Source organism: Arthrobacter sp. AB6 (assembly GCF_031844545.1).
Classification (GTDB): Bacteria; Actinomycetota; Actinomycetes; order Actinomycetales; family Micrococcaceae; genus Arthrobacter.
Genome location: NZ_JAUZVL010000021.1, coordinates 16,438 through 37,622, shown reverse-complemented (window position 1 = coordinate 37,622; position 21,185 = coordinate 16,438). Strand labels below are relative to the sequence as shown.

The window sequence follows — 21,185 nt, the reverse complement described above, 5'->3', positions numbered from 1 at the left end:
CCACGGGGCAGACTAACTAGCTGGTCGCCCACGGGCAGAAACAAACTGTCCATTGACACGAGAGCCCCTCTCCGGCCAATGAACTGATCTCCGGAGAGGGGCTCTCGGGTAGAAAGACTATGCTTCGTCTGCGAACATCTGCTCGATCGCTAAAGCAATGCCTGCCGCGCGGTCATCCGAAGCTTCGAACGTCTGAACCTGAAGAGAGAAGGGAACAGCGCTCCCAATTGTGAGTCCCACAGGAACCGATACTGAGCACAGGCCGATCAGGTTGGTAAACGTGGTGAACGTCCCGAGCGCTTCATTAGTCCGCACTGGATCAGCCATCACTTCATCAATTGTGAACGTAGCTGGCACCGTTGGCGACAAGACCGCATCAACACCGGAGAACTGTTCAGATGCTTCACGTCGCAATTCATACAACCGGTGCAGGGCCGCATATGTGTCCCTGGCCGTGATTTTGTCCGAAGATTCGTAGAGTGCCCGAACGCTCGGGTGGACGATATCGCGATTCTCAGACAGGAAGCCGTGCAGGTCGGCAACTCTCTCGGCGACCCACGGCCCGAGATACATCTGCCTGCCTGCTTCATAGAGGCGGGAGAAGTCATGCTCCTCCAGGACCGCCCCCTGTTTCACCAGTGCCGCCGTCACTGCATCCCAGGTCTCGCGCTCCCCGCGAGTTCCCCAGTGTGGGACCTCTGTGGGAACCGCTAGCTTGAGGCCCACCAGGTCTCGTGCATCTGGGCTTGCTGACGGGAGCGGGAACCGGGCCGACCAGGGATCGCCAGCATCAAATCCGGCAATGATGCTGTGAACCAATGCCGCATCGCTGACGTTTTTTGTGAAGATGGAAGAGGTGTCGATGGTTCTGCAGTTGGGGACTACACCCCGCCCGCTCACCATCCCAACGGTCGGTTTGAGCCCCACTACACCGTTGAGGGCTGCTGGCACTCGGCCAGAACCTGCCGTATCGGTGCCAAGGGCAAAGGCGGCGAGGCCGAGCGCGACTGAAACCGCGGATCCCGAGGATGACCCGCCGGCGATCAGTTCATTGTTGTGTGCCGAGTGGACAACGCCGTAAGGAGTCCGGGTCCCGTTGAGGCCGGTCGCAAACTGATCCATATTGGCTTTGCCCACGAACAGCGCCCCGGCCTTGAGCAGTTTCTGCACTATCGGAGACGACGCATCAGGCGTGTAGGCAAACTCAGGGCATCCCGCCGTCGTCGGAACCCCCGCGATATCGATATTGTCCTTAAGTGCAAACGGGACTCCATAGAGAGGAAGGCTGCCTTCATCACGGGCATCCAAAACCTCAGCATCGGCCAGCAGCGTCTCCGACACATGGATCCAGATGTTCTTCTCAGCATGGACTGCAACCCGCTGCTTGAGCTCGTCCGCAATGTCCGACGGTCTAAACCGTCCGGTCGCGTATCCGGCACGCAAAGATCGGAAACTCAAATCGAGCACCCCTGCCACGCTTTACCTCCTTTTAGGGCCCAACGCCTGAATGATATTGAGCGATTACACAATATTATGCCCGCCATGTTTCCGGGGAGTTTCCGCACGTTCGGCCGGAATTCAACAACGGGCTGCGGCATCTGGAGGTGGCCGCGTAGGCGAATTCGCTGCTATTGAATTGCTGCCCACCCAAGGAGAACACGTGAATACCTACAACCTCGCCCCGGCCGGTTTCAGCGGCAGTTGACTTCCAATGGTCAACGTAGATGCGCCAGTCGTGTCTCCTGCAGGTTGCTCCAGCTTCGGTCCGGAAGGGCCCAGCAGCCGCCGCGGGAGAGAACTGCACGATGCCATTGCATGCAAGCCACGGACGGGAAGTCAGTGGCTTCCCGTCCCGTTCGCCCCCGTGGATCTACCGCTAAACTCTTTTACTGCCTTGGGTGAATTCCCGACCACTTGAGGGTGCGCGAGTTGAGACAATAACGACCCCGTGTGGGTGCTGAATGTGGCGTTCCGGGTCAACTAGGGCGGGGGTGCCGTGGCTGGCGAAGAGCGCCGGCAGCGACCTGTGTCGGGCTGCCATGCTCTTGTGAGTCCGACTGAGGTGAAGGGTGTGGGTGAGCAAGGTTGTTGTAGGCACCGTCCCGGGACGGCTGGATTGAACGAGGCGAGCGAGGACTTTCATCATGATCAAGACCACTCCTATCGGGCCGCTCACCATACAGGGTGTTCGCAGCAGACCGCGTGTCCCCACGCGAAAACTACAACTCAAACAACGTCGTCCTTACCCGCGCCCGAGTTGTCCCCGGCCTATAGGCTGATTGCACCTTTGTTGCGGCCGCTCGCGACCGGGATGAAAGGGAAGGGCGAAAGCGGCTTCGGTTGAAGGCCTCGGAGGGATATTTTTGCGGTGAGTAAGTCCGGTGGCGGCACAAGGCCAGGCCCGCCTGCGATTGCCCAGTCGGCGATCGCGCTGACTGCGGCTTCGTCGTGTACGCCCTCGATGTAGGTGGGCTTGCCGCCGGATTTTCTGCCAGCGGGACTTGGGTTGATGACGATGACGCTGGATCTGTCGCATGCTAGGAGGCAGGTTACGACCTGAATTACTGCGTGTCCTGCCAGTTGTCGACGCAGTTCATCCAGGATGAAATCGTGGTCGACCGCCGGATGTTTGGAGGTATTTCCGCAGCAGCATCCGCGGCAGACCGTCACCCGGCACTGGTTCCCGGAAGGCTCAGGGGCGACTCCAGCGCCGGGTGCTGCTTCCGTGGCCACGGCATTGTATTGCAATTGGTTAGCCCCACACGCCGAGTGCAGTGCGAACGGACAGCTGGCGGTTTCCAAGCTGCTCGCTGTCCATGAGCCAGCCGAAGACCAAGCCGCATGCGGCCCAGACAGCAGCTACCTCTGCCATGACGGCTAATCTGAACTGCCACATCAGTTCTGCAGGGAAGCCTTCCGGAATTGATTGCGGAGGCGTGGGGAGCAGCGTGATCAACAGCAGGATTCCTGTGACCGCCGTTGCAACCGCCAGGGCCGTGCGGGCCGGAAGTGGCAAGGAGGCGCCCGCACGGCTGACGGCGAAGCAGGCGCAGATAATTGCAACGCTGCAGACGATGGCCGCGATATAGATAAGCGTTCTTTGCTCCACCGTTGCAGGGTCCCCAACTCCGGGCGGGTTGGCAGGGAGCACCAGAGATGGGATAAGGGCGAAGGAAATAAATCCGAGGGCAGCAAGGAAGCACGCGTTCACAAACGGGCTCTTCCCGGGCAGGCGGGGAGCGAGACTGCGGAAGGTAAGGGCGAACATGACACCCAGCAAAACTCCGGCGATGAAGATGGTCAAAAGCCCCCCAATTAGCTGCTCGTCGCGGGTGATGACCCCGGCGGCATGGTCATGAATCTGGGAAGCCCCGTGTTCGTGGCCGCCGCGAACGCCGTTCTCAAGTGCGATTGCTCGCTCAAGGAGCGGTTCGACCAGCAGCCATAGCACGCCCATGCCCGCAACACCCGATGCAATACCCGCCCAAGCTCCATGGGTGACCAGTCTTTTGATGTTCATGGCCCTCACCTCAATGGCATGGCACGCCGAGGGCGTGGCGTGCATCGTGGGTTGCCTCGTGCAGGAACTCAGCCGTTGCCGGGGAAAGCAAAGATCCGTTTTCAAGGAGAAGGAAGTACGCGCCAAGAAGGAGTATGGCCGTTGCAACCAGGAGGAAGATGGTCGAACGAACACTTCCGGGGGCAGGAGCGTAGGAGTGGGCAGACATGGAGGAGTTCCTTTCGTGGGTCAGTGGTCGTCCCGGTCGCGGGGACCGATGTATCCGTCTTCGGCTAGACCGCGGGTGTTGACGATACGTTGCAGGGCGTTCACCCAGTGGTCGTAGTATTCCCATGATTCGTTTGTCTGGCCCGAGTCCTGCCATTGGTCGATCGCACGGATAAGCTCGCCTTGGAAGTCGTCCCAGCTGTAGTGTCCGAATTCCGAGAGGGCAACGGCGAGGCCAAAGGCCCGGCGTTGCCATTCCTCCTGGAACTGCGGCTGGTTGGTATCGGTCACGCAGGTGTCGTGGAACTGGGCACGCCCGGAGTCGTCGTAGGTGAAGTCCAGCTCGGTCATTCTCCTGCCCCCGCCGTCGCTGCAGGAGCTGCCAGGGCAACGCCAATCATCGATTCAGTAGTGACTAGATCCATGAGTTGGGCCTCGCTCCAGCCTTCAGTTCCTTCAGGCCGTGTTGGGACGACGAACCAGCGGGAATGACCGCTGGAGTCCCAGACCCGCACCTCGGTTTCATCGTCGAGTGGAACACCCAGCTCTGTCAGCACCGCGCGGGGTTCCCGTGCAGCGCGGGCGCGGAAGACCGGGTCCTTGTACCAGTACGGGGGGAGTCCGAGCACTGGCCAGGGAAAGCATGAGCAGAGCGTGCAAATGACGAGGTTGTGAACGCCGGGTTCGTTCATCACGGCTGCGATGTGCTCGCCCTCCGCTCCGGCCATGCCCTCGGGTAAATCGAGCTGTTCAATCGCTGCCGGTGTGTCCTTTACCAGCAGCGCTGCGAAGTCCGGGTCAGTCCATGCCCGTGCCACGATCTTTTTTCCGTTCAGCGGGGTCATCTCAGATTCGAAATAGCCCAGGACCTTGTCGACCGTGGTCGACGTTATGACACCCTTCTCCACCAGGAGAGCTTCGAGTGCCTGGACCTTGGCTGCGCTTTCGCTCTCGCGGTCCTCCGAATAGTGGAACTGTTCAGTCATCGGTAGTACTCCTATAGGCGATCATTGGCGAGGTGAGATAGGGCTCGTAAAGTTCGGCGTACAGAGGACTAGGGTTTATCTCGGCCGTTTCCCCCCAAATCTCCACCGGGTCGAAGCGGACGACGTAGACCGGTACCGGCTCACCAAGCCCGTCCCCTCCTGTGGAACAGAAATATGCGTAGTTGCCCTCGGCTACGCTTTCAACAATGCCTCTCTGCCCGCGCAGATATCCGGGCAGCCTGGTGTGGGAGCCCGCTGGCGGATTCGCGACTATGACGGCCTCACCTGCTTTGAAGCTGGGTGTTGCAGCCCCCCGCCTGGGGGAATCGCCCTCCCGGAGGTAGCGAAGGACTTGGGCATCAATGCTCGCGGCAGGGTTCGAAGGAATGGGTGCTGTGGTGGCAGCGCGGTACTCGAGCATCATTTGTTGCAGCTCGGCGTCGGTGATGTATCCCTGTTCCACGCAGTATGCGGTGATTCCGCCTAACCACTTTTCGTAGTAGCGGTACTTGAAGTAATCGAAGGGGTTCATGGCTTCGGCGCCCTTGCGGAGGTCGGCCCAGGTCCAGGTCGTATGAAACGTGGAGCCTGAGGCGTCAAGGTCATAATCCGGGAGCGCTTCCCGCAGGGATTCACTTAAACCCATGAGCGCTGCATGGATACCGAAGATGCGTTGTTCCCATTCTTCAACGAAAACGTTCTTCTCGTAGTTGATAGGGCCCAGGCCTTCAAGGCCGCCCAGTGAGTGTTGGAGCTTCATACCGTCACCTCTATGGTCTGGGTCCGGGTAGTAATTTTCGTGGCGAGCCAGTCAGACGCATACCCGAAGGCGGCACCAAGCACCATGGCCGTGACAACGATGAGTACCGGGTTCTGGACGTGGGGATAGGTGATCATCTGTCCGGTCACAGCACTTGTACCAACTGTTGAGGCGAACCCCAGGACGATCGCCGGAATGGTGGCGATGAGTTTCAGACGGGATACCGCCACCATGAGGGCGCTGCCAACGCCGACTACTACACCGGTCATCCATGTGCCCAGCGCCGCCTGCTGGATGACCAGCAGGCACAAAGATGCGATGGCGATGCCGGTGAGATTGCTCGCCAAGGACTGCACGAGCCCTCGAGGGCCGGCCCCGAGGAAGAAGAACGAGGCCCAGGCGATGAAGACAACCCATACGGGCACGGTGATGATTTCCGCAGTCACCCACACGGCTATGACTGCCAAGACCCCAATACTGAGGGTGAGTGCATTCTTTGGTGACATACAGGTCCTTTTCCATCGTTAAGCGAACCAGATACGGGCATGAACACCAGGCACGCCGGGCTCCATCTGAACTGTCCCCGACCGCGAGCCAGGAACAGGTCACAGACTGGAAATCCAGCTGAAACGAAGCACCGCTAACTTGGTGCTGTCACCGGGCTGCATCGATGACGTCAGAGACCAGTACCGATCGGATCACCCGGGGTTCTGAATATCCGGGTAAGGCCTCGAAACGAAATTGATTTGGTACTTCAAACCTTGCCATCCGATCACCGCAGCAGACTACGGCTGCAGCGGACACAAAGACGACGAATTCGGACAAGGGAAGCACACGTTTCGAAGGGCTTAGAGAGATGAATCAAGGCAGCACAGCGCTCATGAGTTCGCCTCAGACTGTAATTTTCGCCTTGTATGACAAGGTGACACTTCAGGATGTGGCGGCTCCCTTGGAGGTGTTCGCTCGTGCGAACGATTTTGGCGCGAACTACCAAGTGCGGCTGGTTTCGGGGTCGGGAAAGTCCGTGGGTACAACGGCATTTACCAGGCTCGGAGCAGATTTGGCCCTGGCAGATGCTCCGGAAACCTTCGACACCCTGATAGTTCCGGGCGGTGTGCCAGCGGATTTCTTCTTCACCCCTGGCACCCATGATGTTCCAGAGGAGCAGACACCCGACGCCATTGATGACGCATTGCGGCTCGTAAGTGAGCTTGCACCCCGGTGCTCTCGGATCGCGTCGGTCTGCACCGGGGCCTTTGTGCTTGCAGCCCTCGGGTTGCTTGATGGCCACCGTGCGACAACCCATTGGGCGCACTGTCAGCAGTTGGCGCGCCGATACCCCAAAGTGACGGTGGAACCGGATGCGCTCTTCGTCCAGGACGGCCGCTTGATTACCGGCGCCGGTATCAGCGCAGGCATCGACCTTGCATTGGCGATCGTGGAAAGCGACTTCGGCACGGACGTTGCCCGTCGGGTTGCCCGCTGGATGGTCGTCTTCCTGCAACGCCCCGGCGGACAAGCCCAATTCAGTGTCTGGTCAGAAACCAAGTCACCCTCCAGCCAGGGGCTAAGAACCGTCTTGGACGCGGTCGTGCTCGAACCGGCAGCGGACCACACGACAGCGTCAATGGCAGCCCGCGCCGCAGTGAGCGAACGCCACCTTGCACGGATGTTCCTCGAGCAGGTCGGCGTGACACCTGCCCGCTTTGTTGAACAGACCAGGCTCGAAGCGGCGAAGGTCCTGCTCGCCACCGGAACCGAAAGCCAGGACAGCGTCGCGAGGCGCGCGGGATTCGGGTCTTCTGACACCATGCGCCGCATCTTCCGCCGCAACCTCGGAGTGTCGCCGGGCACCTACCGCAACCGATTCCGCACTACCGGCATCAGGCACTCCAAACCCGAAGCCGTCTTGCTGTAACACGGTCCGGGACCGCTCGCCCTGCACGGTCACAGACATCATGATGCCGTCGGTGCTGGCGAGTGTGCCCTTCGGTGGCGGCCGGTGGCAGCACCGGCCAATTATCTGCAGCTTTGACTGGGCTGGAGCGCAGGATGATGCTTCCGCAGAGCCCTTCCGCCCGCCCACTTGTCGCAGATTTTCGGCCTCTTACCGCAAAGTGTGCCCCGGAAGGCGCTGCCACCCGCCAGAGCTGTTCCTTCGCCCGGGTGCCAAGGCCGAAAGTGGCATTGATCACAACCGCGGTTTACTCCCCGCATTTTCAATTCATTACTGAACAGGAAGTGGCTTTTATGGCAACGTATGCAGACAATGCCGAAGCCGTCGGCTCGGGCGCCCCCGACTTCATGGCTGTGCAGAATTCGCCCGAATTCCAGGACTTGAAACGCAAGCAGCGACGCTTTGTTTTCCCGGTGGCCGCAGGATTTCTTGCCTGGTACGGGCTGTATATGTATCTTGCCGCCTATGCACACGACTTCATGTCCATACGTGTGTTCGGGAACATCACCAGCGGACTGCTGTTCGGCCTTCTCCAGTTTGTATCCACATTCATCATCACGCTTGTCTACGTGTCCTACGCCAACCGGGTCCTGGATCCGGCGGCCGAGAAACTCAGGAATGTCCTGGAGTCCAGCGGCGGATCCTCCACCGCGGCAGGGTCGGCACTGAGCCCACAACATCTTGGAGAACACTCATGAATGTCACGCTCCAGAACGCCCAGGCGTCCACTGCAAACGCAGACCCCATACTGAACCTGTCCATCTTTGCAATCTTTGTTGTGGCGACCCTGTTCATTGTGATCAGAGCATCCAGGAACAATAAAACTGCCGCAGACTACTACGCCGGCGGGCGCTCCTTCACAGGCGGTCAAAACGGTCTCGCCATCACCGGCGACTACTTGGGCGCTGCATCCCTTATGGGCGTTGTAGGGGCCATCGCTGTTTATGGCTACGACGGATTCCTCTACTCCGTGGGATTCCTTGTGGCATGGCTGGTGGCCTTATTGCTGGTCGCCGAGATGCTGCGGAACACCGGCAAGTTCACCATGGCGGATGTGCTTTCATTCCGCCTGAAGCAGCGCCCGGTACGTCTGGCGGCCGCCATCGGAACCTTGGCCGTTTGCTTCTTTTACCTGCTGGCGCAGATGGCCGGAGCAGGGGCCCTGGTATCCCTCCTCCTTGGCATCAAAGACGATCTTGGCCAGGGCATCGTCATCAGCATTGTCGGCGCGCTGATGATCATGTACGTCCTGATCGGCGGCATGAAGGGAACTACCTGGGTACAAATCATCAAGGCCGCACTGCTGATCGGTGGAACCGGGGTCATGTCTGTCTGGGTCATGAGTATCCATGGTTTCAACTTCTCCGAACTGCTGGGAACTGCAGTGTCCATGGCAGGAGAAAACGGTGTCTCGCTTCTTGAACCGGGAAACAGGTACGGGGCCAGCGACGCCACCAGGCTCGACTTCGTCTCGCTGGCCGTCGCGCTGGTCCTGGGAACCGCTGCGCTCCCCCACGTCCTGATGCGCTTCTACACCGTCCCGACGGCAAAGGAAGCACGAAAATCGGTGGTGTGGTCCATCTTCATGATCGGCCTTTTCTACATTTTTGCGTTGATTCTCGGCTATGGCGCCGCCGCCCTCATCGGGCCGGAACAGATTCTGGCAGCACCGGGGGGCGTCAACTCCGCTGCCACCCTCCTTGCATTCGAACTCGGCGGGCCCCTGCTCCTTGGCTTCATCTCTGCCGTTGCCTTCGCGACCCTGCTTGCCGTAGTAGCCGGGCTCACCATCACCGCGGCAGCATCTTTCGCCCACGACATCTATGCAAGCGTCATCCGCAAGGGCAAAGCCGACTCGGCAAGCGAAGTCAAGGTCGCCAGGCGCACGGTGCTGGTCATTGGAGTGCTGGCAATTGTCGGCGGAATCGGAGCGAAAGACCAAAACGTTGCGTTCCTCATCGCGCTGGCTTTCGCGGTGGCAGCAAGCGCCAACCTGCCTACTATCCTCTACTCCCTGTTTTGGAAGCGTTTCACCACCAGGGGCGCAGTTCTCAGCATGTACGGAGGACTTGCCAGCTCAATCCTGCTGATCGTCTTCTCGCCCGTATTCTCCGGAACAGCGACATCCCTGATCCGCGGCGCAGACTTCGACGTCTTCCCCCTAAGCAATCCCGGGATAGTATCCATCCCCCTTGCCTTCTTCCTCGGCTGGCTCGGATCAGTCACGGACAAAAACCGCGAGGATCCCCACAAGGCCGCCGAAATGGAAGTCCGCTCACTGACTGGCGCAGGAGCCGAAAAAGCCCTGGATCATTAGGAAGGATCCAATCATGAACAACATAACTGAGGATTTGGACCAGCTTTCGGCCCTAAAGATCTCGGCACTGGTGAAGAGCAAAGAAATCTCCCCGAGGGAAAGCGTCGAAGCCGCCATCAAAAAAATTCAGGACCGTAATCCACTCATCAATGCGGTCGTCTTCCAAGGCTTCCAAGACGCCAGAGACCGTGCACAACTGCTGGAAAAACGCATCATGGCAGGTGAGGATGTCGGATCTCTGGCCGGAGTCCCCACCCTGACGAAAGACACCTTCAGTGCCAAGGAAGGCTGGCCCACATCCAGCGGGTTGAGCGTGCTGCGGGACCGGCGTGCCACGAAATCTACAAACTACCCCCGGAGGTTCGAAGCGGCCGACGGGATTCTGGTCGGGACAACCAACAGCGCGGTCTTCGGATTTCGAGGTACCACTGACAGCAAGGCCTTTGGACCTACAAGGAACCCGTTCGACCACGAATTCAATGCCGGCGGGTCATCCGGTGGCAGCGCCGCTGCTGTGGCAGCCGGAATAGTCCCCGTTGCCGGAGCCACGGATGTTGGCGGTTCCATCCGTATCCCGTCCGCTTGGTGCGGGACTTTCGGATTCCAGCCGTCACCTGGGCGTGCGCCATTCCCGGCCAGCCCCAATGCCTTTGGCCCCAGCATGTATTTTTTTGAGGGGCCAATCACACGGACGGTCGCTGATTCCGCCCTCGTCATGGACGTTTTGCAAGGCTTCGATCGTATGGATCCGATGGCCCTGACCGGAAGGGTCGACTTCCGAGGAGCCCTGGGTGCAGGTATCAAAGGAAAGCGCGTCGGGTTCACCAAGGACTTTGGGATCTTTCCGGTCCAACGAGAGGTGACGGATGCTGTTTCCCGTGCCGTATGGATATTTGAGGACCTCGGTGCACAGGTTGATCTCGTCGATGTCGGCCTTCCCTACAGTCAAGGACAGCTAAGCGATGTCTGGAGCCGGGTTACCGCTCTGGGTACCATGGCCGCTCTTGACGCTCTAAAGGCATCGGGAACAGATGTTGAGCAGACCTGCCCGGATGAGTTGCCGGGCAAGATGATGCACTGGGTGGAAACGGCAAGAGCCATGTCCACGCGTCAACTCATCGCCGACCAAATTGTCCGCTCCGTAGTTTTCGAGAAGTTCGCGGCTGTCTTCGAGGAATTTGACTTCATCGTCTCCCCAACGCTGGCCTGCATGCCGGTCAAAAACAGTGATGACGGCTTCACGGAAGGACCATCCGAGATCAACGGGGAGGCCATCGACCCGCTCATCGGATGGTGCATGACTTATCTGACGAACTTTATAGGCCACCCCAGTGCTTCCCTCCCTGCCGGCATGTCCGGCGGCTTCCCAGTGGGCATGCAGATCATGGGGCGCCGGAACGCGGACCGCGACGTGATGGCAGCAAGTGCAGCCTTTGAAGCCGCTTCCCCCTGGCACGGGATGTATGACGTTCTCACCGCATCTTCAAAATCCGTAACGGCTGGCGCGGTCCCGCTGCAACCTAGAATTGGATAATGGCAAGACGACTCAATGTACTCGTCACGGATGATGAACTTCCAGCACTCGAGGGCTTGGTGCGCATGCTCCGGCAGGACTCCCGCATCGCAAAAATCTACACAGCAAGCAGCGGAATAGAAGCTATTCACGCTCTGGAACAACACGAAGTGGACGCCGTCTTCTTAGACATTCACATGCCATCACTGTCGGGCATTGACATCGCCAGAATGATCAATCGGTTCGCCAACCCACCGGCCGTTGTTTTTGTCACAGCCGACGAAACGAAGGCACTCGAGGCGTTTGACCTTAAGGCATCGGATTATCTGCTGAAACCGGTCGACGACGCCAGACTCCTCGAATCCGTCCGGCGGCTCTCCCACGCCAGGGAGGATATCCTCAACACCGAACCAATGGTGACCGTCGAACACCTCGGAACCAGCCGGCTTATCAAACGCGAGGACATACTTTACGCCGAAGCCCGCGGTGACTACATCCGGCTCCACACTGAAGACGCTTCCTACCTCTTACGCGTTGCCATGGCCGAACTGGAGCGGCAATGGGCTGACGGGGATTTCATCCGCATCCACCGGTCTTACCTCGTTTCCGCCCGGCACATCCAGCACATGAAACTCAGTGCCGCGAAAGGGAGTGTGTGGGTGGATGGTGCAGAACTCCCGGTGAGCAGGCGAAGCCTACCGATTGTCCGTGACCTGCTGAACCGCACCCGGGTGCGGTCACACCGGTGACGAATGTCCATAAATAACCTTGCCGGGCTGCTGGGTGTCATCGCGATACTTGCGCTAACTATCCTGATTGGTGCCTATAGCCGGAAATTCTCACGTACCACGAGTGATTTCTACGTGGCCTCACGTGCGGCCCGCCCATGGTGGAACGCCTCTGCAATCGGTGGGGAGTACCTGGCCTCAGCCAGCTACCTCGGAGTTGCAGGTCTGATTGCGGTAGCCGGACGTGACGCCTTACTTATCCCGCTGGGCTACACAGCCGGATTCCTGTTGCTGGTTATGTTTGTGGCAGCGCCAATCCGCCGCTCTAACGCCTACACGCTGCCGGACTTTGCCCAGTCGAGGTTTGGATCTCTGGGAGTACGGCGAGTCACCGCGATTGTGTCGATAATGATTTGCGGCACCTACGTGGTCCCGCAGCTGCACGGCGCGGCCCTGACGGTCGAAGTTGCTGCCGGGTTGCCGCCTTGGACCGGATCAGCAGCCGTGGCAGTCGTGGTCTGTTTGTCGGTGGTGACCGGAGGAATGCGGTCCATCACTTTCGTGCAGGCCATTCAGTTCTGGTTCAAAGTTACGGCCCTGGCTTTTCCTCTGCTTTTCATGGTCTTTGCCCTCATGGCAAAAGAAAATGGTTTTGCTGCACTGGGCACGGCCTTCGAGTCTTTGCCTGGTGATTCGCCGCGGACCAGCCCGTACCGCACGATATCCCTGCTGATGGCCCTGATACTCGGAACAGTAGGTCTCCCGCATGTGTTGGCCCGCTTTTATACAAGTCCCGACGGGTCTGCTGCCCGAAGGACTGGAGTCATCGTCCTGTTTTTGGTGGCTGCGTTTTATCTGCTGCCTACAAGCTACGGAATACTAGGGCGGGCGCTTGCCCGGGCCGGCCAGCAAGAAGATGCGGACGCCTTGGTGCTGCGGCTGCCGGATCTGCTACTGGACGGGGTGACGGGCGCCGTTCTTTCAGCCGTCGTTGCTGCCGGGGCCTTCAGCGCGTTTCTGGCGACAACCTCCGGACTGATTGTGGCCTTGGCGGCCGTCGTAAGCCAGGAATTCTTCCATTCAGACGTCGTCGGGTTTCAAGGGGCTGCCATCATCTCATCGGGGTCCACACTGGCAGTATCGCTGTTGACATCATCAGTGTCTCTGGTAGACACCGTCGCGCTGATCTTCGCGTTTTCTGCTGCAACCATTGTTCCGATGCTGATCCTCGGAATTTGGTGGCAGCATTTGACCCCTGCCGGTGCAGTTGCCGGCATGATCACAGGAGGGTCCCTGGTAGTGACTGCGCTGGTGTTCCACACCTTTATCGGAAACGCCTTCGGCCTGGTATCTGACCTGCTGGCACAGCCGGCAGCATGGGCGGTGCCGTTGTCCTTCACCGTTATGGTTGTCGTGTCACTTGGAACAAGTCCCCCGAACCCTGCACGGGTCGAACGGTTCATGCGGCAGATTCACCGTCCCGACCATGAAGGACAGGCTACAGCTCATCGAAAGCAGGACAGAAAGTGGGCCTGAACGATGCTCCCGGGGATCTGGTTGTGGCTATGCTCGGCTTCTTGGTTCTCGGCCTGACTGCAACAGCGGCATACCTATTGATAAAACGACACAGAGTCCAACAATCGGCCTACGGATCCGCATCACCCACACTGGACTCGATCATGGCCTTGCTGCCGTATTTCCGCACCGCATTAGAACCTGGAAAGTCCGCCCGTTTAGCTTCACGCGTGGCCAGGACGCTGAAGTTGGATGTCGTCGCAATCGCGGACCTGAAAGGCATCGTTGGGTCGCACAACCTAACTGCTGAACAGCTTCACCGCGTAGGGGCGATTGTCCGGCGACAGCAGACAACGGACCGTAACCAGATGCACCGCCACCGCGGCACCTCAGCCGATGACACTAATTGCGGCGACCCTCACTGCCCACAAACAACCTATGCCGTGATCAACATCCATGTGGAAGGCCGGCTGGCAGGAACCATTTGTGCACTCGATGCCAGCCTGGACGCTGACCGGGAACGAGCACTTCTCCATGTGGGGGGACTTATCGAGGCTCAACTGGGCCTACAGGAACTGAAACAGGCTCGGATGCTGCTTGAAGAAGCGGAGGCAGACTCGCTTCGGGCACAGATCAGTCCACACTTCGTCTACAACGCGCTAAACGTCATCGCAACATACATCGCCACAGACCCAGCCCGCGCACGGAAACTCGTGATCGAATTTGCCAACTTCACCCGGTACTCGTTCCGGAAAGCCGGTCGCTTCACCTCCCTGGCCGACGAGCTCCGGGCAATCGAAAGCTACATCCTTCTTCAAGAAGCCAGATACGGGCCCAGACTCCACGTGACACTGCAGATCAGCCCCGATTCCCTCTCCACAAGCATCCCTTACCTCAGCCTCCAACCACTGGTTGAAAACGCCATCCGCCACGGCATCGAATCCGCAGAAGGCGACGGTCACATCCGGATTAAGGCACACGAGGAAGGCGCCCTGACCATTGTCAGCATTGAAGACGACGGCGCCGGAATGGACCCGGAACGGCTCGGAGCCGCCCTAGCTGGAAGTCTCGACGGCCACCATGTAGGCCTACGCAACGTAGACACTAGGATGCGGCAGGCATACGGCGACCAATTTCACCTCCTAATCGACACCGCGCCCGGCGAAGGCACACTGATCACACTGCGCATCCCCAAGTTAAACAAGGACTTGGAGGGCTAATTGATCCCCACGGTTCACTTGAAAGGCAGTTTCACAGATAGATAGGGCACCCCAACCTGACCAGTGAACACCTTTGTTCCTTTTGGCTTTTCTTATGAGAAGAGCTTGGAACTCAGCCTGACACAACGAGGGTTGGAGGGCGCGTCGGTGGCTGGACAGTGGATTGGGTAGGTGCGTGGGAGTACGTTGGGCGACAATCTGTTGAATCGCTTCCGCTCGGGTCAGCCTGTTTCGGCGGGGGTGCTTGCGGCCCAGAGAAGTTCGAAGAGGCTCGCTTGTGTCTGGGCGTACTCCGGGCTTTCAATCATCATTGCGAATGCCTCACGGCTGGATGACATCACGGCCACGGTGTTCTTTCCGATGATCATTGTCATTGTGAAGAGGTAGTCCTGCGGGGCGTACCGGGCTACCCGCAACTCGTCGTCACTCGTGGGCCACCGCTGCGGAATGTCGCGCGCCGGTGAGCGGACGACTCGCAGGGTGAGACCCCGTTCGCGCCGCCCCGCGACGTATTCTTCGAGGGTTGTTTCCCCTGGCACCGTGAAGAGGTCCTTCATGGAGAAGATCCCGCAGATTGGGGATGGCCAGTCGAGAGTTTCGAATAGTGCCTCGCGGATGCCCGCGGCACCTTCCAGGTAGCGGACCTTGGGGCGCGACTGGGCGGTTGACTGCACGGCCCGTAACTGGGGAACCAGGTCCTCCAGGAGCGCCCGGCGGCGTTCGACCTCTTCGAACAGGCTTGAGGGGTCGGCTGCAACGAGCTCACTAAGGGTACGGTCGCCGCGGCGCCCTCCTTCGCCGAATTCGATCGTGCGCAGGAGGCCGCGATCGGTGAGTCGGCGGGCAATGTCGTAGCCGCTGGTGCGGCTTACGCCCGCGTGCCTTGCCGCGCGGGCAACGCCGGTGCGGCCCTGGGAAAGGACAGCCAGGTAGAAGCGCGCCTCCCGGGCGTCGAGCCCGAGTTCAAGGAGTTGTTCCCACATTCCTGTATTCCGCCTTTCACTGTCGACCGATCTCGACAACACAGTTTTACATTGTCGCAACCAATCCGATATGTGCTGGAGTCGGTATCTTTCATAGTGTGTCGGCAGTGATTGGCACCAATTCGTGGTTGCAGTCACATCCACGCACTGTCGAGCAGTCCCCTCGCCCGCTACGTGCTACCGGGACGCCAACCCGAAGGGAACTTCCTTTGACTGATTCAACTGTGGGCCAGGTCAGCGTCGACCAACGCCAGCCCTCCGAGGACCCGGAATACCGGGCCAAGGGCCGCAAGACCCTGCGCGCGGCGATTTTCGCCTTCTTCGTCGACATGTTCGACGTCTACTTGCCGGTGATCGCGCTCGCTCCGGCGATCAATTACTTCGTCCAGCCTGGCGCCACCCAGACCGAGATGGCGACTCTCACCGCGGCCATCTTTGCGGTCTCGCTGGTGGGCCGCCCGATCGGATCCATAGTTTTCGGGATCCTTGGAGACCGGATCGGCCGGAGGAAAACAACGGTGATCGTCGCCGCCGGCTTCGCCTCGTGCACGGGGATGATCGCTTGCCTCCCCGGTTACGCAGCCATCGGCTGGCTCGCGCCGGCCTTGCTGCTCCTGCTGCGACTGGTAAACGGAGCTTTCCTGGGCGGCGAGTACACCGCTGCGAACCCCCTTGCTATGGAGTACGCCCCACGCCACCGGCGCGGCCTCTACGGCTCCCTGCTGAACATCGGATACCCGGCGGCCCTTGGCTTCATCACAATCCTGACGGCCGGCACGCTCCAGATTTTCCCTCAGGGCGATGCGTCCTCCGCCTACAGTATGTGGGGATGGCGCATCCCATTCATCGTCGGATTCATCCTCTCCGTCATGGTCTTCCTCCACTACAGCCGCTCCATTCCCGAGTCCGAGCTTTGGTCCAAGGCCACCCCGGTAGCGAACCCGCTCCGCACGCTCTTTTCCGGACGCAACCTCAAGTCCTTCTTAGTCGCCGCGGTAACCTCCACCGGCACCTGGTTCATTATGAACGGGACGATCGGTGTCTTCGCCGGGCACTTCAAGCTCCTAGGGACGCAAATCGCGACCATCAATACCACCGTGCTGATCGCGGCCGTCATCGGCATGACCCTGTTCCCGTTCGTCGGCATGGCCGGCCAGAAGTTAGGCCGCCGACCGGTCTACCTCGTGATCGGGACCGTAAATCTCACCGTCAGTCCGCTAAGTCTCCTATGGGCGATCAACAACCCAGGGTCGACGGCCGCAGTGGTCGTCGGCGGAGCGGCGGCGATCGTTAGCGGTCTCGTCGTGTTTGCAATGATCACCGCATACATCATGGAGATGTTTCCGACGGAAATCCGGTCCTCCGGCTACGGCATTGCCTACAGCCTGCCCAGCGTCATCCCCGCCTTCTACCCCTACTATCTGCTGGGCCTCTCAGCCTTCATGCCATACGCCTACACACCGATTGTCATCCTCGTCCTCGGTTCAGTCCTCCTGTGCGCCGGGGCACTGCTGAGTAAGGACCTGCGTCATGTCGAGCTCTGACCAAAAAAGGGTGACACCTGAGCGAGGGATTTAGGGATCGCCGTCCTCGCCGGACCGACCGGGGTGATCGATGTCGGCGGCCTCCGCTTCCTGAACGAACCCACGTTCGACCCGCCACGCAACTTCAGATACTTGCGCAAGACGGCAGGACCCGCCTTGGCGCACTGGGACACCGGCATCGGCAAGATCCCCGCCCTTAACCACTTTCAGACAGGAAAAGACCTATCATGACCACCAGACGCACCGTAGTCGCCGCCCACCTCGCGCCGGTCTTCCTCGACCCCTCGGCCACCACCGCGAAGGCGGTCGATGCCATCGCCGAGGCCGCAAGGTCTGGCGCGGACCTCATCGCCTTCCCCGAATCCTACATACCAGGCTTCCCGGTCTGGGCCGCCCTACGCGCCCCCATCTACAACCACGATCTATTCAAGGCCTTCGTCTCCAGCTCTGTCTATATCGATGGACCCGAGGTGCGTGCCCTGCAAGAGGCGGCACGCACACACGCCCTGACCGTGTCGGTAGGCATCAGCGAGCGAAGCCGCACCAGCAAGGGCAGCATCTGGAACACCAACCTTTTAATCGGCCCGGACGGCGCCATCATCAACCACCACCGCAAGATCGTCCCCACGTTCTACGAAAAGCTCATCTGGACCCCTGGTGACGGGAAGGGGCTGACCGTGAGCGATACACCGGCCGGACGCCTCGGCATGCTCATCTGCGGCGAAAACACGAACCCGCTGGCCCGCTACACCCTCATGGCGCAGGCCGAAGAGGTCCATATCTCCAGCTACCCGCCGGTCTGGCCGACCCGCGACCCGGCCGCCGGGGGCAAGGCCTATGACCTCGGTGCTGCCATCCGCGTCCGCGCCGGGGCGCACTCCTTTGAAGCTAAGGTCTTCAACGTCGTGGTCTCCTCCGTCTTGGACGCCACTACGCGCGCCGGGCTCGCATCCCTGGACAGCGAAGCCCTCCGCGTTCTGGACCAGACGGCGCCCGGAGTCTCCCTCGTCATCGACCCGTTTGCCGAAGTCATCAGCGAGACGATGCAGGAGGACGAAGGTCTCCTTATCCATGAGATCGACCTCGACGCCTGCATCGAACCCAAACAATTCCACGACGTGTCGGGCTACTACAACCGGTTCGACATCTTTGATCTACGGGTCAACCGGCGCAGGGTCCGCCCGATCACGCTGATTGACCCGGCGGAAAACGAAGACGTCTTCGTGGACGAGCCGGAGGCCGAGCTCTACCTCCCCCAAGAGGGGAGCCTCAAAACCGTATAATGCAGCATCGACCGATACCAGCTGCGGGAAAACCGTATGGCCACGGCCTTGTCGGGTCCGGCCGCGAGGGCGCTCGGCAACGCGTTCATGGGCCTTTGCCGAGCGCCCTCCGAGTCTGCTGAAAAATGGCCGAGCCGAGCGCATCAGCTGGATTCGTGAGCTGCTGGTTAAGCTGGGTCTTCCGGGCCAGGTACGCCCGGAGAAGCGAGAAACGATGGTTTGAGCCGTTGAAGCACCTAATGCGGTTCGATGAACTACACCCCATCCTGACGTCAGGCGACCAGCCGACCGACGTCAGAAAAGAGCTGGTTCGCCCCTACTTAGACAGGGCTCTCAAAGAGTCCTAGATTTCATCCTGACACCATCTAGGCTCAGGCGGCTTCGACGGGACCCCATAGTTGTCCACAGCACGGAGCGGCTCGTCCGGCCCTGAACAGCAATGGTGCGTGCGACGAATTCGTCAAGGAACGTCTGGTCTTCACCGACGAAACGCCTCCGTGGCCAACCTGATGCTTTAGGTCACGGGCCCTCGTCGAATTCGATGCTGCAGAGATGGATCGGCGCGCCGCAGCCGGCGCTGCGAAGTCCGTCCTGGCCCGCGTGATACGGAATCAGCAAGAAATCGGTTTACCCGCACTTTGCGCCATGCCAAGGACTGAGCAGCCCATGCAGGCAGTACTTGTAATACAAGTTACGCACTTATATTATAAGCGGGCGGGCGAAGGAGCCCGGCGCCGCCCAAAGGAGAATCCATGAGTTCCGTCGACCTGATCCGGCACGTCAAACTGTCCACCGCCCGCCTGCCCCTCGCTGTCCCCATCAGCGATGCCAAGGTCTTCACGGGAAGGCAGAAGCCCATGACCGAGGTGGTCTTCCTCTTCGCGGAAATTACCACGGACCTGGGGCACACCGGCGTCGGATTCAGCTACTCCAAGCGGGCCGGCGGGCCGGCGCAGTACGCACACGCCAAGGAAGTGGCCGAGGGCGCCATCGGCGAGGACCCCAACGACATTGCGAAGATCTACACCAAGCTGCTGTGGGCCGGAGCGTCAGTGGGCCGTTCGGGCGTCGCCACCCAGGCACTGGCCGCGATCGACATCGCCCTCTACGACCTCAAAGCCAAGCGGGCCGGCCTGCCGCTGGCCAAGTTCCTCGGCTCACACCGTGATTCCGTCCAGACCTACAACACCTCGGGCGGCTTCCTCAACGCCACCCTCGAGGAAGTCAAGGCACGCGCCACCCAGTCCATCGAAGAAGGCATCGGCGGCATCAAGATCAAAGTGGGCCTCCCGGACAGCAAGGAGGACCTGCTCCGCGTCGCGGGCATCCGCGAGCACGTCGGCTGGGACGTCCCGCTGATGGTGGACGCCAACCAGCAGTGGGACCGGGCCACCGCCCTGCGGATGGGACGCCAGCTCGAGGAGTTCAACCTCATCTGGATCGAAGAACCCCTGGACGCCTACGACTTCGAGGGCCACGCCCACCTGGCAAACGTCCTGGACACCCCCATCGCCACCGGTGAAATGCTGGCGTCTGTGGCCGAACACAAGGGCCTCATCAACGCCAACGGCTGCGACATCATCCAGCCGGATGCTCCCCGCGTCGGCGGCATCACCCAGTTCCTCCGCCTGGCAGCACTCGCAGACGAGCGCGGACTGGGCCTGGCACCGCATTTCGCCATGGAAATCCACCTCCACCTGGCCGCGGCCTACCCCCGCGAGCCCTGGGTGGAACACTTCGACTGGCTGGACCCGCTGTTCAATGAGCGGCTCGAAACCAAGGACGGCCAGATGATTGTCCCGGACCGCCCCGGCCTGGGCGTCACCCTCAGCGACCAGGCACGTGCCTGGACCACCGAGTCCGCGGAGTTCGGCGCGTAACCTTGAAGCCATGACCCGGAACCTCACCGCGGACCTCGCCGCTGACCTTCGCAACCGCATCGTCGACGGCGTCATCCAGCCGGGTGAGAAGCTCCCCAGCGAGAACACCCTCATCAACGACTTCGGCGTCAGCCGGACGGTTGTCCGCGCGGCGCTGACCCGGCTCCAGGCCGAGGGGCTTGTTGAGACTGAACGCGGGCGGGGCAGCTTCGCCCTCATCCCGCCATCGGACGGGCCCCAGGCAGCACCCGGGGCCCGTCCCGTGGCCACCATGGAGGACCGGCTCCACCTGCTGGAGTTCCGTATGGGCGTGGAAACCGAGGCCGCAGCGCTGGCCGCACGTAACCACACCGAGCGGCAACTGCGCGCCGTCACCGCGGCCCTCGAAGAGTTCACCGCCAGCGCGGGGCATCCCGCCCACGCCATGAAGTCAGACTTCGAGTTCCACCGCGCCGTTGCCGCCGCCTCCGGCAACCCCTACTACTCCGACTGCCTGGCGGCCCTGGGCCAAACGATGATCGCGATGCCGCGCACCCGCCTCATGACCGGCGTCGAGCACTACGCCCGCGACCACTTCGACCAGGTGGTCCAGGAACACCGCTCCATCTCGGAGGCCATTGCGGACGGTGACGAGGCTGCCGCAGCGGCTGCCATGCGCAGCCACCTGGCCAACTCACGACGCCGGTTCAAGGCTTCCGCGCGGCCGTAACGTGGCGTGCGCCCCGGCAACTCGCCGGAACCTAAGGTTGTTCGCGGATCCGAACCTTCAAGG

General features: G+C 60.5%; 19 protein-coding genes. 11 read left to right on the top strand and 8 right to left on the bottom strand.

Annotation, left to right across the window (positions count from 1 at the left end; all coding sequences use genetic code 11):
• Positions 1 to 117: 117 nt before the first annotated feature.
• From Q9R30_RS15150 to Q9R30_RS15120, 7 genes are all read right to left on the bottom strand, one after another.
• On the bottom strand, positions 118 to 1,476 hold the full coding sequence (locus Q9R30_RS15150; RefSeq protein ID WP_311218086.1) for an allophanate hydrolase: 1,359 nt from the start codon (positions 1,474 to 1,476) through the stop codon (positions 118 to 120).
• Between the two features lie 1,276 nt (positions 1,477 to 2,752).
• Entirely contained in the window at positions 2,753 to 3,520 is a 768-nt protein-coding gene (locus Q9R30_RS15145) for a CbtA family protein (protein WP_311218085.1), read from the bottom strand.
• 10 nt (positions 3,521 to 3,530) lie between these two features.
• Entirely contained in the window at positions 3,531 to 3,728 is a 198-nt protein-coding gene (locus tag Q9R30_RS15140) for a CbtB-domain containing protein (protein ID WP_311218084.1), read from the bottom strand.
• A gap of 20 nt (positions 3,729 to 3,748) precedes the next feature.
• Positions 3,749 to 4,078, bottom strand: coding sequence for a nitrile hydratase accessory protein (locus Q9R30_RS15135; protein WP_311218083.1), 330 nt, complete (start codon positions 4,076 to 4,078; stop codon positions 3,749 to 3,751).
• Entirely contained in the window at positions 4,075 to 4,713 is a 639-nt protein-coding gene (gene nthA, locus Q9R30_RS15130; protein WP_311218082.1) for a nitrile hydratase subunit alpha, read from the bottom strand. The genes Q9R30_RS15135 and nthA overlap by 4 nt, the downstream gene beginning before the upstream one ends.
• On the bottom strand, positions 4,706 to 5,473 hold the full coding sequence (nthB, locus tag Q9R30_RS15125) for a nitrile hydratase subunit beta (RefSeq protein WP_311218081.1): 768 nt from the start codon (positions 5,471 to 5,473) through the stop codon (positions 4,706 to 4,708). The genes nthA and nthB overlap by 8 nt, the downstream gene beginning before the upstream one ends.
• Positions 5,470 to 5,979: a DUF1097 domain-containing protein gene (locus tag Q9R30_RS15120; protein WP_311218080.1), complete on the bottom strand. Its 510-nt coding sequence runs from the start codon at positions 5,977 to 5,979 to the stop codon at positions 5,470 to 5,472. Before Q9R30_RS15120 ends, nthB begins: the two co-directional genes overlap by 4 nt.
• 350 nt (positions 5,980 to 6,329) lie before the next feature.
• On the opposite strand from Q9R30_RS15120, the gene Q9R30_RS15115 reads away from it, so the two are divergent.
• The 7 genes from Q9R30_RS15115 to Q9R30_RS15085 all read left to right on the top strand — a co-directional run bounded on the left by Q9R30_RS15115 (position 6,330) and on the right by Q9R30_RS15085 (position 14,723).
• On the top strand, positions 6,330 to 7,391 hold the full coding sequence (locus tag Q9R30_RS15115; protein WP_311218079.1) for a GlxA family transcriptional regulator: 1,062 nt from the start codon (positions 6,330 to 6,332) through the stop codon (positions 7,389 to 7,391).
• Between the two features lie 332 nt (positions 7,392 to 7,723).
• Entirely contained in the window at positions 7,724 to 8,128 is a 405-nt protein-coding gene (locus Q9R30_RS15110) for a DUF485 domain-containing protein (RefSeq protein WP_396136737.1), read from the top strand.
• Positions 8,125 to 9,747, top strand: a complete 1,623-nt coding sequence (locus tag Q9R30_RS15105; protein WP_311218077.1) for a cation acetate symporter — start codon at positions 8,125 to 8,127, stop codon at positions 9,745 to 9,747. Before Q9R30_RS15110 ends, Q9R30_RS15105 begins: the two co-directional genes overlap by 4 nt.
• A 13-nt stretch (positions 9,748 to 9,760) precedes the next feature.
• A complete protein-coding gene (locus Q9R30_RS15100; protein ID WP_311218076.1) occupies positions 9,761 to 11,281 on the top strand; it encodes an amidase in 1,521 nt (506 codons plus the stop codon).
• A complete protein-coding gene (locus Q9R30_RS15095) occupies positions 11,281 to 12,009 on the top strand; it encodes a LytTR family DNA-binding domain-containing protein (protein WP_311218075.1) in 729 nt (242 codons plus the stop codon). Before Q9R30_RS15100 ends, Q9R30_RS15095 begins: the two co-directional genes overlap by 1 nt.
• A 3-nt stretch (positions 12,010 to 12,012) precedes the next feature.
• Entirely contained in the window at positions 12,013 to 13,524 is a 1,512-nt protein-coding gene (locus tag Q9R30_RS15090; RefSeq protein ID WP_311218074.1) for a cation acetate symporter, read from the top strand.
• A complete protein-coding gene (locus Q9R30_RS15085; RefSeq protein WP_311218073.1) occupies positions 13,515 to 14,723 on the top strand; it encodes a histidine kinase in 1,209 nt (402 codons plus the stop codon). Before Q9R30_RS15090 ends, Q9R30_RS15085 begins: the two co-directional genes overlap by 10 nt.
• Positions 14,724 to 14,944: 221 nt before the next feature.
• On the opposite strand, the gene Q9R30_RS15080 is transcribed toward Q9R30_RS15085, so the two are convergent.
• On the bottom strand, positions 14,945 to 15,706 hold the full coding sequence (locus Q9R30_RS15080) for a helix-turn-helix domain-containing protein (protein WP_311218072.1): 762 nt from the start codon (positions 15,704 to 15,706) through the stop codon (positions 14,945 to 14,947).
• A 209-nt stretch (positions 15,707 to 15,915) separates the two neighbouring features.
• Here Q9R30_RS15080 and Q9R30_RS15075 point away from each other — a divergent pair, with 209 nt between their 5' ends.
• The 4 genes from Q9R30_RS15075 to Q9R30_RS15060 all read left to right on the top strand — a co-directional run bounded on the left by Q9R30_RS15075 (position 15,916) and on the right by Q9R30_RS15060 (position 21,122).
• A complete protein-coding gene (locus tag Q9R30_RS15075; protein WP_311218071.1) occupies positions 15,916 to 17,250 on the top strand; it encodes an MFS transporter in 1,335 nt (444 codons plus the stop codon).
• 227 nt (positions 17,251 to 17,477) lie between these two features.
• On the top strand, positions 17,478 to 18,533 hold the full coding sequence (locus Q9R30_RS15070) for a carbon-nitrogen hydrolase family protein (RefSeq protein WP_311218070.1): 1,056 nt from the start codon (positions 17,478 to 17,480) through the stop codon (positions 18,531 to 18,533).
• A 752-nt stretch (positions 18,534 to 19,285) separates the two neighbouring features.
• Complete coding sequence (locus Q9R30_RS15065; protein WP_311218069.1) at positions 19,286 to 20,413, top strand: L-talarate/galactarate dehydratase; 1,128 nt, start codon at positions 19,286 to 19,288, stop codon at positions 20,411 to 20,413.
• 10 nt (positions 20,414 to 20,423) lie between these two features.
• Positions 20,424 to 21,122 (top strand): FCD domain-containing protein, encoded by a 699-nt coding sequence (locus Q9R30_RS15060; protein ID WP_311218068.1) that lies wholly within the window; start codon positions 20,424 to 20,426, stop codon positions 21,120 to 21,122.
• Positions 21,123 to 21,185: the final 63 nt, after the last annotated feature.